This window comes from Hymenobacter coccineus, assembly GCF_001816125.1.
In the GTDB taxonomy this organism is placed as follows: Bacteria; Bacteroidota; Bacteroidia; order Cytophagales; family Hymenobacteraceae; genus Hymenobacter; species Hymenobacter coccineus.
On sequence record NZ_MDZA01000297.1, the window covers coordinates 1 to 421 of the forward strand.

Annotated in this window: 1 protein-coding gene; it reads right to left on the minus strand. The window is 75.3% G+C overall.

Going from position 1 to position 421, the window contains the following annotated elements:
* A partial coding sequence (locus BEN49_RS15480) for a transposase (protein ID WP_070744883.1) occupies nt 1-421 on the minus strand: 421 nt, incomplete at both ends.

A 421-nucleotide genomic window follows, 5' to 3' on the forward strand; every position in this document is an offset into this window, starting at 1 on the left:
AAACAGCCGGCGGGCGCCGCAGGCGGCGACGGCCTCGGCCAGGCCGGGCGCTTTGTGCCCGCGCAAGTTCTTTGTGCCCGCGCAAGTTGTCGAGCACCACCAGGTCGCCGGCCACGCGCGTGGGGCCAAGCGCCTGCTCCACGTAGGCCGCGAAGCGGGCGGTGTTCACGGCCCCGCCGAGTGCCATGACGGCCCCCAGGCCCTGCGGGGTGAGCGCGGCCGCCACCGTCACGTCCGGGTCGTTGCGCCGCGGCCCGGCCTGGTCCACGCGCCGGCCGCCGGCGGCCCGGCCGTAGCGGCGGGTGCAGGTCAGGTGCACGCTGGGCTGGTCCACGAACTTGAAGCGCGTCACGTCCGGGCCTGGCAACGCTGCCAGCAAGGCCCGGCGCAGGCCCTTTGCCCGCTCGGTGTATAGTCCCAG